The organism is Polyangium sp. y55x31 (assembly GCF_029946505.1).
GTDB lineage: Bacteria > Myxococcota_A > Polyangia > Polyangiales > Polyangiaceae > Polyangium.
Map to the genome: position 1 here is coordinate 95,840 of NZ_JARZHG010000023.1, position 15,057 is coordinate 110,896.

Below are 15,057 nucleotides of genomic sequence, written 5' to 3' on the forward strand. Positions count from 1 at the left end.
ACGCCCCCTCTCTCACTTCCCCTTGCCCAGGAAATCCTTGATGCTCCCCACGATCCCGTCCTTGTCCCGGATCTCGCTCGTCACCACGCGCTCGTCGCGCCCGAAGTGCTCGCGCAGGTCCTTGATGAACTGGCCCGAGCCGTACGGGCTCTCGACCTGGCCATACGCGAACATGTTCGCCCGCGGCAGGATCTTGTTTTTCAGGACGTCCACGCACGAGAGCGTGTCGTCCATCGACCAGTTGTCACCGTCCGAGAAATGGAACGGATAGATGTTCCACTCGTCCGCCGGATAATCGGCGTCCATGATCTGCGCGCAGAGCTTGTACGCGCTCGAAATCATCGTGCCGCCCGACTCGCGCGTGTGGAAAAACGTCTCCCGATCGACCTCGCGCGCGACCGCGTCGTGGATGATGAACCGCGATTCGAGGCCCTTGTATTGCTTCGTGAGCCAGGCGTCGATCCAGAAGGACTCGATTCGAACGATCTCCTTCTGCTCGTCGCCCATCGAGCCCGAGACGTCCATCATGTAAATGATGACGGCGTTCGCGACGGGCTCGGTGACCGTCTTCCACGATCGATATCGTTTGTCGTCCGGGACGGGCACCACGACGGGTTTGTCGTGCTGGAACGTTCCGCTCGCGATCATGCGCTTCAGCGCCTCGCGGTACGTGCGCTTGAAATGGCGCAAGGACTCGGGGCCGACGCGCCGGATCCCCGAATACCGGTCGTGCGCATTCGAGATCTTGTTCTTGCCTTTGTCCTGGATGTCCGGCAGTTCGAGCTCTTCGCCCAGGATGGCCGCCAGCTCGTCGAGCGTGACGTCGACCTCGAGGATGTGATCGCCTGCGTCGCTGCCGGCTTGCCCTTGCCCGGGCTGCTTCTCGTCCCCGCCGTGGATCGGGTCGCCGGGGTTGCCATCCCCCTGCCCCACGCCCCCTCGCTGCTTGTCCCCGTATCGGAACCGCGGGATGTCGATATGGGGGATGGGGATCGATACGAGGTCCTTACCCTTCCGCCCGACGAGCTCGCCTTGCGAGATGTACTTGCGCAGGTTCTGCCGGATCCTCCCGCGGACGATCTGGCGAAAACGGCCGTGGTCCTGGTCGATCTTCAGCGACACCTCGGAAGTGTAGCAGATCCGATCCAAAGGAGGCTCTTTCTGCCCGACGAACTGCGCGGCCGCCAAGCACGATCCCCGCACGTCCAGCCTGGCCTCGCGCACGCTCGATCGTCGGGTCGCTCACGCGGCCGATCGATTCGGAGCCCGGGGGCGCGGCCGTTCAGCGCGCGGAGCAAGCGGTCAGTGATCGGCGCGATCACGCGGCGAATTGGGCGTCCAGGACAGCGCCTGTGATACGCTCCCAGGTGATGTCGCGGGGCGCTTATTCCATAAGGTTGCTTTGGTTCGTGCTGTCACTCGTGGCCCTCGGATGCGGGGGTCGCGCGGAGCTGCTCGGGCCCGGACAAGGCGAGGGCGGCCAGGGCGGTTCGGGCGGGGGCAATCCCTGCCTCGAAGACCTGAGCCCCTGCCAGGACGGCAGCGTCTGTTGCAGCGGCAACTGCGAGAACGGCCTGTGCGGTCCGTCTGCGTGCCTCGCCGATCAGTCGCCCTGCGCGAACGACGCCGAGTGCTGCAGCGGGATCTGCGAGAACGAGCGCTGCGGCTTTCAGTGTATGCCCGAGGGCTTCGGTTGCGTGACGAACAGCGATTGCTGTAGCTCGAACTGCGTCAACGGCACCTGCTGGGGTAACGAGTGCGTCCCCGACGGCTTTGCGTGCGCCGGGAGCTTCGAGTGCTGTAGCGGCACCTGCCAGAACGGCGCCTGCGGCTTCAGCCAGTGCGTGCCTGACGGCGGGAGCTGCATGACCGGCTTCGACTGCTGCAACGGCTCGTGCATCAACGGGGTCTGCGGCATCGGGCAGTGCACGGGCAACGGCCTCATGTGCAGCTCGTCCGACGAGTGCTGCTCGGGCATGTGCGCGAACGGCGTTTGCCTCGGCAAGGCCTGCACGCACGACGTCTGCGTGGTCGGCCCCGCGCTCGATCCCGGCTGCGGGCCGTGCGCCGCGTCGATCTGCCAGATCGACCCGTTCTGCTGCAACACGAACTGGGACGGGCTCTGCGTGAACGCCGTGGACTCGGTCTGCGGGCCGAAATGCGGCGCGTGCACGGAGGATGGCCAGCCGTGCATGTCGAGCGATCAGTGCTGCTCGCAGGTCTGCAACGCGAACGGGACCTGCGGCGCGCTCGTCTGCTCGCCCGACGGCAAGCTCTGCAAGACCGGGTCCGACTGCTGCAACGGGCAGTGCTCGAACGGCGTCTGCGGGCCTGCGCAGTGCAAGGCCGACAGCCTGCCGTGCTCGTTCGCCGGCGAGTGCTGCTCGTTCCTGTGCTCGGCCGGCGTCTGTGGCGCCCCGATGTGTACGTCGAACGGCCAGCCGTGCATGACCGACGGCGAGTGCTGCGCGAAGCAGTGCACGAACGGGATCTGCGACCTGTCGGCCTGCAACCCCGTCGGCGGGCTGTGCGGCAACGCCATGGACTGCTGCTCCGAGGCGTGCGCCGACGGCCTCTGCGTCTTCCTGTGCAAGCCCGACGGGAAGGCCTGCATGACGGCCGGCGACTGCTGCACGGGCCAGTGCTCGAACGGCGTCTGCGGGCCGCCGCAGTGCCAGCCCGATGGAAAGGCCTGCATGACGGCGAGCGACTGCTGCACGGGCGCCTGCACGAACGGCGTCTGCGGCAAACCCGTCTGCCAGCCCGACGGCGTCCTCTGCAACGTGTCGAGCGAGTGCTGCTCCGGGGTCTGCTCGGGCAACGTCTGCGGGCCGCCCGAGTGCCAGCCCGACGGCGCGATGTGCGGGAGCGCCGCCGACTGCTGCAACGGGCAGTGCACGAACGGGATCTGCGGCGCGTCCGCGTGCCCGTCGGACGGCTCGGTCTGCGGCGACTGCATCGCCGGGAGCTGCTGCAATCAGCTCCAGAACTGCCTGAACAGCCCGACCTGCCAGGACAACGTGCAGTGCCTGTTCACGTGCGTCGCCGGCGGCGGCGGTCCCGTCCAGTGCTTCTTCCAGTGCATACAGAGCCCCCAGGCAGCTCAGCTCACCGTGTGCCTGCTCCAGAACTGCGGCAACAACGTCTGCTTCTGATCGTGCCCCGCGTTCACCCCCGCATCGCCGCGGCGTTTTCCCTCCTCGTCTCGCTCCTCTCCACGGAAAACGCCGCGGCCGAGCCGCCTTCCCGCGCGGAGTCCGCGCTCCTCCACGACCTCGTGAAGATCGTCGAATCGAAGGCGAACTCCGGCTGGAAGATCGATCGGTACGAGCTCGAAACGATGATGCCGGACGCGCTGGAGAGCGTCTGCGGCACGCCGGAGGAGGTGCGCCTCGACGCGCTCGCGAGGCAAGCGCGCACGGTGGAGTCGCTCGGCGGGCCTGTCGCCGAGGCGTTTCGCAAGAACGGCGGGAAGATGAGCGGGCTGTCGGATCTGCTCGCCGCGACGCGGGTGCACGATCTGCTCGCCGAAGCCTTGAAGCGCGCGCCGGCGGAGTGCCCGTTCTGGATCACGCCGAGCCCCGCGTTCCGCGGCGTGCAGACGGACGCCGATCGCTTCACGCTGAACCTGGAGACGGACGGCCTCTTTCTGCTGCGACGAACGGAAGGCAAGTTCCTCCCAGGCGCGGGAGGCAGCGGGCGGCTGCTCCTCGGGCGCGGGCTCTCCCACCGCTTCACGCTGCTCTTCGGCCTGGAGTTCGGCGGCTGGGCCCTCATCGAGCAGAGCGAAGAGGCGACGAACTTCCCGCTCGAGTTCATCGGGGCCGTGCCGCTCGTCGTCCGCCACGTGCGCGAGACGTGGCAATTCGACCTGGAGCTCGCCCCTGTCGCATTCCTCACGCAGTCGGATCTACGCCCGAGCGCCGGCGGCCGCGTGGGCGTGTCGATCGGCGTCTCGACGCTGCGGATCCGCCGCATCATGCCGTGGGCCGGCCTGCAGCTCTCCGCGGAGCATTACCCGGCGAACGACGTGCGCGGGACGATCACCGTCATCAAAGGCGGCGGACGCGTGGGCTTCGACTGGGACTTTTAGTCCCCGTCCATCAGCGTGAGAAGGCGAGGCCCCACCACGCGATGACGCGCGGCGAGCCGCCCTGATCGAAGATCACAGGGCCGATGCCGATGCCGGGCGCGATCCGACGGAGCTCGTCGCGCAGCGCTCGCACGGGCCAGCCATGTCCCTGCGCAGGATCGTCGTAGCGGAACACGAGCGTGGGCCCGCCGTCGAGCGACGAGTCGGCGCGCTCGATGCGGAACGGCGCGACGCGGCGGCCACCCTTGAGGAGGTTCCACCCGATCTCGCCCTCGATGGCCTTGCCCTCCCAGGGCAAACGGTCCGTCGCGAGGAGACGAACGAGGCTCCGGACCATGAGGAACGCGCCGGGCGCCGCGACGAGCGCGAGGACACGGCCGCGGCCTTCACCGATCGAAGAGGGATCGAGGACGCTCCCGGCCGCATAGATGCGGCGGAGCGACTCGGGATGCGCACCGACGAGATCGTCGAGTGACCGAACCTGCGAGACGACGCGACCGGGCTCCACTGCCTGCATGGGCCCGGCGAGTCGCATGTTTTCGGGAGGGGAGCAAGGCTCAGGAAGGGAGGATCAAGCGCGCGGCGTGCGGGCCGGCGGAGGCGTGCTCCGCGACGGGACCTGCTGAGGCGCCGGAGGGGCCGCGAGCGCAGGCGCAGGCGCGCTCGTGCCGAGGCGGCGCGCGACGTCCGTCAGATCGAGGCCCGTGGCCGCGCGGATCTGCTCGGTCATGGCGATCGCCTTGCGCGCGAGCGAGCCGTCATCGCCCGACGGGAGCACCGAGAGCGTGCCGATCTTCGTCGGCGCGCGAGCGCCCGCGATGTGCGGGAGCAGCGGCATCATCTGCTGGAGCGCGAGGATCTCCAGCGCGCCCGGCCCGGCCTTGCGGATCTCGTCGACGAGGCGGTGCAGCGCCTCGGCCTCGGCCTTGCCGAGCTCGACGATCCGCGCCGCCTCGCCGCGCGCCTGCTCCTCGAGGTTGCGCCGCTCGGCGTCGTGCGGCTGGATCACGTCGGCCTGGAGCTGCCGCTCGACCTGGAGCGCGCGGGCCTTCTGGCGGTTGATCTCCGCCTTGACCTGCGCGATCTGCGCGAGGACCTGGCCACGCGCCTCCTGGATCATGGCCTCGCGACGGCTCATCGCGTCCTTGATGCGCTTCTCCGTCTCCTGCCGCGCGATCGCGAGGTCCGCGTCGATCTTGGCGACCTCGCTCTTCGCCCAGTTCTGGGCCTTCTGCTCGGCCGACTCGGCCTGCGTCTTGGCCTCGACGATGCTCGCGTCCATGCGCACGCTCGCGCCACGCATGCGGCCGATCGAGTTCAGGTAGTTCGCGTCGTCGGCGACGTTCTGGATCTTCAGCGTGTCGAGCACGAGGCCCATGCGCTGCATGTCGTGCTCGGCCTCTTCGAGCAGCTTGTCGGCGAACGCGGTCTTGTCCTGGTTGACCTGCTCGGGCGTGAGCTGCGCGAGCACGCCGCGCACGTTGCCTTCGAGCGTCTCACGCGCGATCGCCGCGATCTCGTCGCGCGATTTCCCGAGGAAACGCTCGACCGCGTTCGAGAGCCGCGGCTCCTCGCCCGGGAGTTTTACGTGCGCGACGCCCTGCACGTTGAGCGGGATGCCGCCCTTCGAGTAGGCGCCCTTCACGGAGATGTCGACCGGGATGTTGTTGAGATCCATGCGGTCGACGCGCTCGAGCAGCGGGATGCGCACGGCGCGGCCGCCACGCACGGAGCGATAGCCGACCTCGCGCGAGCCCACCTGATGCGACCCGCCCGAGAGGACGAGCACCTCGTTCGGCGAGCTCACGAGCAGGAGGTTTTTCAACGTGTAGACGACGAACCCCACGACGACGAGCGCGGTGAGGCCGAGGACCATGATGATGGGGATCACGAAGCCCTCCCGTGGGATCCGAGGATCTGCTGGATGTCGATGCCCATCGCGCGCCCCGTCTCCTGAAGCACACGCGTGACCGCGGCCGGGTACGCTGCGACGAGCGCGCTGAACGCCTCGACGTCGTTGCCCGCCACCACGTTGACCTCACCGATCTGCGTCTGCGCCACGCGCGCCGCCGCGGCCGTCACGAGCTGCCGGAGCTGTTGGAGCACGTACGCGTCCTTCGCGAGTTGCCCCGCGGCCGCCCACTCCTGCGCCACGAGCCGGAGCGCCTCGGCCGTCGCCTTGCCGTTCTCCACCGTGGGCGCCGCCTCGCCGCGCGCCTTGAGCTCCTGCGCCTTGCGGTTCGCCTCGGCCGGCAGGATGACGTCGCAGTTGAGGCGGAGTTTTTCGAGCTCGGCGCGCATGGCCTGGAGCTCCTGCTCGGCCACGGCGCGCTCGGTCTCGGCCGCGATCTCGGCCTCGTTCTCGATCTGCTTGGCCTCGGCTTCGAGCTTGGCAATCTCGGCGCGGTAGTTGTTGCGGCTCTGCGCGATCACCGTCTCGGCGCGCTTCGCCGCCGTCTCGGCCGCCTGCCGCGCCGCGGCCTGCGCCTCGGCGACGGCCTGGTTCGCCGCGTTCTCGGCGTTCGCCGCGTCGCGCAGCATGGTCGCGATCCGGCCGCGGCCGAGGTTCGCGAGGTAGTGCTGATCATCGGAGACGTGCTGGACCTTGAGCACGTCGAGCTCGAGCCCGAGCTTGTCGAAGTCGTCGCGCGCGTTCTCCACGAGCGTCTCGGCGAACTTGAGCCGATCCTCGTTCACCTCCTCGGGCGTGAGCTGCGAGATGACCTCGCGAAGAACGCCTTCGAGCGTCTGCTGCGCCGCGATGGAGATCTGCGTGGGCGTCGTGCCGAGGAAGCGCTCGACGGCGTTGCGCACGGCCGTGTCGTTGCTCGCGATCTTCACGTTGGCGATCGCGTGCACGCTGAGCGGGATGCCGCCCTTCGAGTAGGCGTTGTGCACCTGGACCTCGACAGGGAAGAGCCGCATGTCCATGCGGGCCACGCTCTCGAGGAAGGGCACGCGGAAGCCACGTCCGCCGTGCAGGATCTTGTAGCCGCTCACGGTGCCGTCCGGCAGGACGTGCTTGCGGCCGCTGAAGACGAGGATCTCGTTGGGTCGGCAGATGAACAAGAACTGCCGGAGGACCGCCACGAAGATCCCGAAGAGCAGGATGATGCCGCCCGCGGCGAGCAGCACGAAGACGGCTTGATCGAGGTCGGGCGTCCCCGCGCCCGAAGCCACGTCGGTCGATGGGCGCGTGCGCCGCTGCGCGTCGATGGACGCGAAGAGGACACTGCCGAGAAGATGATACCCCATGCGCCGAGCGTAGCAGGCAACACGGCGAGCCCGGTGCGTGATCGAACACGCGATCGCGCGATTTCAGCCTTCGCTCAAGCGAGCTCGGAGGGCCGCCGCGACACGCGCGCCACGTCACCTTCCACGTCCTCCACGAGGACGTGATCGCCGCGCCCGATCTCCTCGCCGTCGCTCTTGGCGAGGAGGTCGACGCTCTGACCCTTCAAGACGATACGAATCTTGCCGACCTTGTCCTTGCCGACGGGCACGAGCACGCGCCCGACCGAGCCGCCGGCGTGGGTGACGTCCGCCGACGTCGACGCAGATCCTTGGGACACGAAACGAAATGCGAGCTGCGCGAAGAGGCCCGACGAGAGGCCGGATGCTGCGGCCAGCACGAAGATCACGACGGGCCCCGCGAGCGCGAAGAGGTGCAGGAGCGAGCCCGACATGCCGAAGCCGAGCAACGTGAAAACCCAGAACCGGAGCGAGAGAAAAAACGCGAGGATGTCGCTCGCTCCGGTGCCCGCGGGCGTCGTGGCGAGAGCCTTGCCGGAGACGTCTTTCGCGAGGTCCTTGCCGCCACCGTCGCCCGCGTCGTGCGCATCGCCGGCGTCGGCGTCGCCCTTGCCCCCCGACACGATCTGCACGAGCAAGATGCCCAGACCGACGACCAGGGAGAAGAGATAGACGAGGCCCATCGCCGAGGAGGATACCGGAAGGCGCGGGCCGAACGATCAACTCCCGCGCAGCACGGCCTCGTAGACCTCGCGCACGCGCCCCGTGACCTCCCGGTACCGCGCGAGCAGCTCGACGGCAGCCTGCGCGCCCGGTCGATCACGGATGCCCATGCGCCGCGCCAGAGGCCAGAGCCCCGGCGCGCTCTCTTCGAGCAGATGCGACGCATCGGCATGCACGATCCGGATGCGCCCGCCGAGCTTGCGCAGGAACGCATACCCATCTCGCAACGCCTCGGCCTGCTCCGGCGTGAGCTTGCCCGACGCCACGAGCGCCTCGATCGCGAGGGCCGTCTCCGTGGTGCGTACGCCGGGATCCGCGCCGCTCAGCATCTGCAAGAACTGCACGCAGAGCTCGATCTCGAAGAGCCCGCCGCGCCCGAGCTTGAGGTCGTACCGTCCGTGCCGCTCCAGGGAAAGCTCTTGCTCCATGCGGCCGCGGAGACGGCGGAGCTCGTCGGCGACTTGCGCCGGATCCCCCGGCATCGCGTAAGCGGCCGCGTGCGCGATCTCGATCGCCCGCGCCCCGAGCTCGACGTCACCCGCCACGCCGCGCGCCCGCAAGAGCGCGAGACGCTCCCACGCCGCGGCCTCGACGTGCGGCGTGTCCGGCCCTTTCGCGTGGTACCGCGCGAAGGCGTCGATCGACGTGACGAGCAGGCCCTGGTTGCCCGAAGGCCGGAGGCGCGTGTCGAGCTCGTAGCCGGGTCCGGCAGGATGCAGGATCGAGATCAGGCGGATCACGCGGCGCGCCGAGCGGGCGAAAAACGCGTCGGGATCCGTGCCAGGAGGGGCCTTCTCCGGATCGAAGAGGAAGAGGACGTCGAGGTCCGATCCATAGCCGATCTCGCGCCCGCCGAGCGTGCCGACGGCGAGCACGGAGAGGCCTCGCACGGGCTCGCCTTCCGGTGTGCCGAGCGCATGCCGCGTCGCCGCTTCGAGCGAAGCATCCGCGAGCTCCGAGAGCACGTACCCGACCTCGCGCGGGCCGAGCTCGCTCGCGAGGTCGGCGAGGCCCACGTCGATCACGACACGCGCCTTCGCCTGGCGGAGCGCGCCGACGAGCTGCTCGTCGGGATCCTCGTCCACCGCCGCGGCCTCGCGCTTGGCCTGTTCGAGCTCCGCGCGCGCGGACGCGCGTGTCGGGACGCCACGCGCGAACAGGATGCGATCGCCGTGCTCGGGGTGCTGCACGAGCGCCTCGGCGAGGAACGCGCTGCCCCCGATGGCCTCGACGAGCCTGCGCACGAGGCGTGGCTCGTCGCCGAGGAAACGCAGGTACACGCCGGGATGACGGAGCCGCGCGAAGAGCCTGCGCAGTGTGCGTGCGGCCTGCTCGGGATCGGCCGCGTCGGCGACGGCGTCGAGGACCGCCTCGCCGAGCCGCGGGTACGCTTCGCGGCTGCGCGCGCCGAGCACCGCGTCCGGACGGCGCGAGAGATCGAAGAGATCACGCGCGACGTCGCCCCAGCGCTCCACGGCTTCGAGCGCGTCCGGTGCTTCGGGTGTCGCGCCCGGCAAGGAGACTTGCGCGATGCGGCGGAAGGCCGACTCGAAGGCCGCGGCGTCGCCGTCGTCGAGCGCGGCAAGGGCCTCGGCCCAGCGGGATGGCGCGGGCGCGCCGTCGGGCACGAGAGAACGAAAGCGCTCCTCGACACGGCCGAGGTGCTTCGCGAGGTCGACCTCGAACGCCTCGGCCGACGCGAACCCGAGCACCCGCGCGAGCCTTCCGGCAGACTCGGCGTCCGCGGGCCACACGTGCGTCTGCAGGCCCGTCGCGAGCTGCACGGCGTGCTCGGCGCGGCGCAGCGCGAGGTACGCCTCGGCGATCTCACGCGCCTCGCGATCCGTCACGAACCCGGCCGCGCGCAGGCGCCGGAGCCCATCGAGTGTGCCCTTCACGCGGAGGCGCGCCTCGCGCCCGCCCCAGATGAGGAGCAGCGTCTGCACGAAAAACTCCGCCTCGCGGATGCCGCCCGATCCGAGCTTCAGATCTCGCCCCGGCTCACGCGAGAGCTCGGTCCGCGCGCGCTGCACGAGCTTCGTCATCTCGACGGCGATCGTCGGATCGACGCGCCTCCGCCACACGAACGGCTCGAGCGCGGCGAGCACCTCGTCGCCGAAGTCGAGATCCCCCGCGATGGGCCGCGCGCGCACGAGCGCCGCGCGCTCCCACGTCCGCCCGAACGACTCGTAGTACCGCTCGGCCGCGGCGAGCGAGTTGACGAGCGGCCCGCTCCGCCCCTCCGGCCGCAGGCGCAGATCCACGCGCCACACGAACCCATCCGCGGTCACGTCTTCGAGCGACGCCGTCACGCGCCGCGCGACGCGCGTCCAGAAGTCGTGGAGCGGGAGCGCCTCGCCTCCGTCGATGGTGCACCCGCCTTCATCCGTGTCGTAAAAGAACACGAGATCGACATCGGATCCCACGTTGAGCTCGCCCCCGCCGAGCTTGCCCATGCCGAGCACCACGAACCGCGCGGGCGCGCCGCTCTCGCGCCGCGGAGGACCGAACCTCGCCGCGAGCTGCGTGATCGCGTCCTTCACCGCCGCGTCGATCGTCACCTCCGCGAGCGCCGCGATCTCCTGCGACGTCACGTCGACGTCGGCGCCTCCGAGCGAAGGCGGCAAGAGCTCGCGCAGCGCCACGCGGATCCGCTCTTCCCGCGTGAACCGCCGGAGCTCCCGTGAAACCCGCTCGCCATCGTCGCCGTCTCCGAGCCGCGCCCGAAGCCTCGCGGCGAGCCCCGCGTGATCCCTCGCGGCCTGATGCCCCTCGGCCGCGATCGTCACCACGATCTCGGGCGACGCTTCGAGCGCGGGGGCGAGCCCCGGGTACGCGCTCGCGAGCAGCACGGCGAGGGCGAATTCGACCGAGCCGGACTCGAGCCGCTCGGCGAAACGTGCGGCGTAGATCTCGGCGCGCCGCCGATCGATCCGCTGCGCGAGGGCGTGGAGCCGGGAGCGCCGGAGCATCGGAAGGCCGCAACGTAGCAGCGCCCGCGTCCCTTTTCATGCTCGCGGATCCGCGTTTTTTCCTCGGGCCCGCGCCGAGCAGGCGGGGGCGGACGCCCCGGGCGATCTCGTCGTGGACGTTGGGGGGATACGCTCGGGCACGCCGAGCTACGCCCCAAACCCCCCGCTTCTCGTCCTCGATGCGCCTTGGCGAGGCTCCGCCCACCTCCTATGCTCCGCCACGTGCGTCTCCTCTGCCTGTCCGACATTCATGGACGCGCGGATGCGCTCTCCGCCGTACTCGCGGTGGCCGAGCGTCGCGGCTACTCGAAGATCCTCGTCGCCGGAGATCTCTGCTTTCCCGGCCCCGATCCGCTCGAGACGTGGCGCCGGCTCACGCAGATCCAGGCCATCCTGGTCCAGGGCACCGGCGATCGCGCGCTCGCGACGCTCGACATCAGCAAGGTCGTCCCGAAGAGCCCCTACGAGCGCTCGCGGCTCGAGCGCCTCTCCGAGGTCCGCACCGAGCTCGGCCAGCTCATCCTCGCGCGGCTCGGCCGGCTGCCCACGACCCACCGCATGAACCTCGAAGACGGCAGCGAGCTCCTGCTCGTCCACGGATCCCCGGTCGATCCGTTCGAGCCGTTCTCCCACGACATGACGGACGAGGAGATGGCGGCGCTGCTCGGCGACGATCCGGCCGACGTGATCGTCTGCGGCGGCTCGCACGTCCCGTTCGATCGCATGGTCCAGGGCGTACGGATCGTGAACGTGGGCAGCGTCGGCGAAGCCCCGGGCGGCGAGGGCGCAGGGCAAGGGTTTTCGCACGCCGACGTCACGCTCCTCGAGACGAGCATCGCCGGCGTCGAGGTCGAGCAGATCGCCGTCCCCCTCGGGAAGGCTGCTTAGTGAGGGCGCGGCGAACCCATCGGCCTTCCGGTCGGCTGGCTTTCTTTAGGCTTCTTGTAACCCCGAGAAACCACTCTGTCCCTGCACGGTAGCCGTTCCCAAGCGACGACGTGCAGCGCTATGATGTAGTTTGGCAGCATGAACAGCGGGCCGCCTGACGACGATATCGAAGCCACGCGGGTCGCCCACGTGAAGGAGCTCCAGGACGAGCTCAGGGCTCGATCGCAGCGTGATCGCGCCTATCTCATCGTGCTCGTCGGCTCGAACGTCGGCGAGATGTTCGAGGTCGAGTTTCCGGAGACCGTCCTGGGCCGCGGGGCGAACGCCACGGTGCGTCTGAACGACGACGGCATCTCGCGTCGGCACGCGCGGCTCGTCCGCGCCGGCAACGACGTGGTGCTGGAGGATCTCAACAGCTCGAACGGCACCTCGGTGAACGGCGAGAACATCAGCCAGCGCATCCTTCGCGACGGCGACAAGATCCGCCTGGGATCGACCACGATCCTCAAGTTCACCTACCACGACCACCTCGACGTCAGCTTCCAGCAGCAGATGATCGACGCGGCGCTGCGGGACGGGCTGACGAAGGCGTTCAACAAGCGCTACTTCCTGAGCCGCCTCGAGACCGAGATCGCCTACGCGAAGCGACATCGTGCGCCGCTCTCGCTCGTGATGTTCGACGTCGATCACTTCAAGCGCGTGAACGACACGTACGGCCACCTCGCGGGCGACTACGTGCTCACGAAAATCTCGAAGCTGACGATGAACACGGTGCGGACCGAGGACGTCTTCGCGCGTTACGGCGGCGAGGAGTTCGGCGTGATCTGCCGCGGCGTGACGCTCGGCAACGCGGGCATCCTCGGCGAGCGGCTGCGCTCGGCCGTGGAGTCGGCGCCCTTCGAGCACGAAGGGACGCGCATGCAGATCACGATCAGCGTCGGCGTCGCCGCGCACCCGGATCTGCCGGTGGAGACGCCCGAGCAGCTCATCGCCGCCGCCGACGAGGCGCTCTACCAGGCGAAGCGGACGGGCAGAAACCGCGTCCTCTTGAAGCACGGAACAGGCTGACGGGCGACTACGCAGGTTCGTCGAGGGCGCGTCGCAGTTCGCTGACGAAGGCGCGTACGGCGCGCCGTTGTTCATCTCCGCTCGCGGCCTGCTCGATGCGCCGCGCGAGCGCAGTGCCGACGACGACTCCATCGGCGCCGCCGGACGCCTCGCCCGCCGCGAGCCTCGCGCTCGCGCCGCTGTCGATGCCGAAGCCGAGGAGCACGGGCCTGTCGAACGCTCGACGCATCGCCTCGGCATCCCGCGCGGCTGCGGCGAGATCCGACGGGCTCGCCCCCGTCACGCCGGTCATCGAGATCGAGTACACGAACGCGCGCGGCGCGCCGTCGAGCGGCATGGACGCGTGCCGGATCGCCTCGACCCGCGCCGCGTGGCTCGTCGGCGAGACGAGCGGCACCACGCCGAGCCCCTCGGCCGCGCAGACGGCACGGAGCGGCCCCGCCTCCTCCGGAGGCAGATCCACGACGAGCAACGCATCCACGCCCGCCTCGCGCGCGAGCCGCGCGACCTTCGCCTCGCCCACGACGAGCACGGGGTTGTAGTACGTGAAGAGCACGAGCGGCGCCTCCGAGCGCGCGCGAATGCGCGACGCCACTTCGAGCACCCGTTCGAGCGTCGCGCCCGCCGCGATCGCTCGCTCTGCCGCGCGCGCGAGGGTCGGGCCGTCGGCCGTGGGATCACTGAACGGAACGCCGAGCTCGAGGATGTCGGCTCCCGCGTCGATCGCCTCGAGCGCGAGGAACCCCGACGCTTCGAGCGAAGGATCCCCGACGCAGAGGTACACGCAGAGCGCCTTCCGGCCTGCGCGCCGGAGCTCGACGAAGCGCTGATCGATCCGGTGCATCACTTCCCTCCGCCGTACGCCGTGATCGTGTCCAGGTCCTTGTCGCCGCGACCCGAGAGGCACACGAGGATCCGCGCAGGCCGTCCCCTCGCCTCGGCCTCGCGCCGCGCGATCGCCCCGATCGCCGCGAACGCGTGCGCCGTCTCCAGCGCGACCACGATGCCCTCCGCGCGCGCCACCTCCAGCGCCGCGTCGAGCGCCTCCGTGTCCGTCGCCGAGACGTACGTCGCGCGCCCCGTGTCGCGCAGCCGCGCATGCTCCGGCCCCACGCCCGGATAATCGAGCCCCGCGCTCACCGAGTGCGCCTCGGTCACCTGCCCCGCGTCGTCGCAGAGCACGTACGACTTCGCCCCGTGCAGCACGCCGATGCGTCCGCGCGAGAGCGTCGCCGCGTGTTTGTCCGTGTCGATCCCGAGCCCCGCGGCCTCGACGCCGTAGAGCGACACGCTCGCATCACCCTCGAACGCCTTGAAGATCCCGATCGCGTTCGAGCCGCCGCCCACGCAAGCGATCACCACGTCCGGCAGCGCACCACGATCGATGCACGACGCGCGCGCCTCGTCGCCGATGATCCGCTGCAGCGACGCGACGAGCGTCGGGTACGGGTGCGGCCCGGCCGCGCTGCCGACGCAGTAGTACGTCGTGCGCACGTTCGTCACCCAGTCGCGCAGCGCCTCGTTCATCGCGTCCTTCAGCGTCCGCGATCCCGACTCCACCGGCACCACGCGCGCCCCGAGCAGCCGCATGCGCGCGACGTTCGGCGCCTGCCGCTCCATGTCGAGCGCGCCCTGATAAACCTCGCACGGCAGGCCGAGCAGCGCCGCCGCCGTCGCCGTCGCCACGCCGTGCTGCCCTGCGCCCGTCTCCGCGATGATCCGCGTCTTGCCCATCGCCTTCGCGAGCAAGAGCTGACCGAGCGCGTTGTTGATCTTGTGCGCCCCCGTGTGACAGAGGTCCTCGCGCTTGAGCAGGAGCTCCGCGATCGCACCTCCGTCCGGATCGATGCGCCGCGCGAGCCGCTTCGCCTCCGTCAGGGGCGTCGGCCGCCCGACGTAGCTCCGCAAGAGCTCGTGAAGCTCCGCCTGGAACGCCGGGGTCGGCAGAATCTCCTGCCGCGCGCGATCGAGCTCCTCGAGCGCGGGCACGAGCGTCTCTGCGACGAAGCGCCCTCCGAACTGTCCGAAATATCCTGCCCCGAGCACCCGCGAAGCCTGCTC

General features: G+C 69.8%; 12 protein-coding genes. 4 read left to right on the forward strand and 8 right to left on the reverse strand.

Going from position 1 to position 15,057, the window contains the following annotated elements:
• Positions 1 to 12 precede the first annotated feature (12 nt).
• Positions 13 to 1,122 (reverse strand): DUF444 family protein, encoded by a 1,110-nt coding sequence (locus QHF84_RS31875; protein WP_281317252.1) that lies wholly within the window; start codon positions 1,120 to 1,122, stop codon positions 13 to 15.
• A gap of 287 nt (positions 1,123 to 1,409) precedes the next feature.
• On the opposite strand from QHF84_RS31875, the gene QHF84_RS31880 reads away from it, so the two are divergent.
• On the forward strand, positions 1,410 to 3,155 hold the full coding sequence (locus QHF84_RS31880; RefSeq protein WP_281317253.1) for a hypothetical protein: 1,746 nt from the start codon (positions 1,410 to 1,412) through the stop codon (positions 3,153 to 3,155).
• A gap of 2 nt (positions 3,156 to 3,157) precedes the next feature.
• A complete protein-coding gene (locus QHF84_RS31885; RefSeq protein ID WP_281317254.1) occupies positions 3,158 to 4,093 on the forward strand; it encodes a hypothetical protein in 936 nt (311 codons plus the stop codon).
• Between the two features lie 10 nt (positions 4,094 to 4,103).
• Here the strand turns inward: QHF84_RS31885 and QHF84_RS31890 are convergent, their stop codons facing one another.
• From QHF84_RS31890 to glnE, 5 genes are all read right to left on the reverse strand, one after another.
• Positions 4,104 to 4,610 (reverse strand): hypothetical protein, encoded by a 507-nt coding sequence (locus tag QHF84_RS31890; RefSeq protein WP_281317255.1) that lies wholly within the window; start codon positions 4,608 to 4,610, stop codon positions 4,104 to 4,106.
• A 54-nt stretch (positions 4,611 to 4,664) separates the two neighbouring features.
• Complete coding sequence (locus tag QHF84_RS31895) at positions 4,665 to 5,984, reverse strand: flotillin family protein (RefSeq protein ID WP_281317256.1); 1,320 nt, start codon at positions 5,982 to 5,984, stop codon at positions 4,665 to 4,667.
• Positions 5,981 to 7,348 carry a flotillin family protein gene (locus tag QHF84_RS31900; RefSeq protein ID WP_281317257.1) on the reverse strand — a complete coding sequence of 456 codons (1,368 nt, stop codon included), beginning with the start codon at positions 7,346 to 7,348 and terminating at the stop codon, positions 5,981 to 5,983. The genes QHF84_RS31895 and QHF84_RS31900 overlap by 4 nt, the downstream gene beginning before the upstream one ends.
• Positions 7,349 to 7,422: 74 nt before the next feature.
• Complete coding sequence (locus QHF84_RS31905; protein WP_281317258.1) at positions 7,423 to 8,028, reverse strand: hypothetical protein; 606 nt, start codon at positions 8,026 to 8,028, stop codon at positions 7,423 to 7,425.
• Between the two features lie 36 nt (positions 8,029 to 8,064).
• Positions 8,065 to 11,040: a bifunctional [glutamate--ammonia ligase]-adenylyl-L-tyrosine phosphorylase/[glutamate--ammonia-ligase] adenylyltransferase gene (glnE, locus tag QHF84_RS31910; protein ID WP_281317259.1), complete on the reverse strand. Its 2,976-nt coding sequence runs from the start codon at positions 11,038 to 11,040 to the stop codon at positions 8,065 to 8,067.
• 222 nt (positions 11,041 to 11,262) lie between these two features.
• On the opposite strand from glnE, the gene QHF84_RS31915 reads away from it, so the two are divergent.
• Both QHF84_RS31915 and QHF84_RS31920 read left to right on the forward strand, forming a co-directional pair.
• Positions 11,263 to 11,928, forward strand: coding sequence for a metallophosphoesterase family protein (locus tag QHF84_RS31915; RefSeq protein WP_281317260.1), 666 nt, complete (start codon positions 11,263 to 11,265; stop codon positions 11,926 to 11,928).
• A 138-nt stretch (positions 11,929 to 12,066) separates the two neighbouring features.
• The gene (locus QHF84_RS31920; protein ID WP_281317261.1) at positions 12,067 to 12,996 is read left to right on the forward strand and encodes a GGDEF domain-containing protein; all 930 of its coding nucleotides are present in this window, start codon (positions 12,067 to 12,069) and stop codon (positions 12,994 to 12,996) included.
• A gap of 7 nt (positions 12,997 to 13,003) precedes the next feature.
• Here QHF84_RS31920 and trpA read toward each other — a convergent pair whose 3' ends face one another.
• Entirely contained in the window at positions 13,004 to 13,840 is an 837-nt protein-coding gene (gene trpA, locus QHF84_RS31925) for a tryptophan synthase subunit alpha (protein WP_281317262.1), read from the reverse strand.
• Complete coding sequence (gene trpB, locus QHF84_RS31930) at positions 13,840 to 15,042, reverse strand: tryptophan synthase subunit beta (RefSeq protein ID WP_281317263.1); 1,203 nt, start codon at positions 15,040 to 15,042, stop codon at positions 13,840 to 13,842. The genes trpA and trpB overlap by 1 nt, the downstream gene beginning before the upstream one ends.
• Positions 15,043 to 15,057: the final 15 nt, after the last annotated feature.